Here is a 322-nt window from a genome sequence, read left to right as displayed (position 1 = left end):
TGTTTATTAGTCTCTAACTCCCATTTTCAGGTAAGAAATTTTGCTTAGGCTTTCCCTTAGACACAACCAGGAATTTTAATAAAAATAGATCCCAGATGACAGGAACGATGATTACACCCATGCGTGTTTTTGTGTTAATTTTTAATGCTGGTACAGACAATGAGGGCATTCACACGATTCGAGTAGGCGATCGCAACAAAATTCTGATGTTCGAGTCAGAAGATGACGCCCTGCGTTTTGCTCTCATGCTGGAAGCTCAAGATTTTTCCTACACCGAAAGTAGAGGCAATAGATGCTGAAGAAATAAAGGAATTTTGCCAAA

Annotated in this window: 1 pseudogene; it reads left to right on the top strand. The window is 39.4% G+C overall.

From position 1 onward, the window contains the following. Positions 1-107: 107 nt before the first annotated feature. Positions 108-322, top strand: a pseudogene (locus UYK_RS24600) (DUF3110 domain-containing protein); the annotation flags it as partial.

It is taken from the genome of Fischerella thermalis PCC 7521 (assembly GCF_000317225.1).
GTDB lineage: Bacteria > Cyanobacteriota > Cyanobacteriia > Cyanobacteriales > Nostocaceae > Fischerella > Fischerella thermalis.
This window is presented reverse-complemented; position numbering and strand designations above follow the sequence as displayed.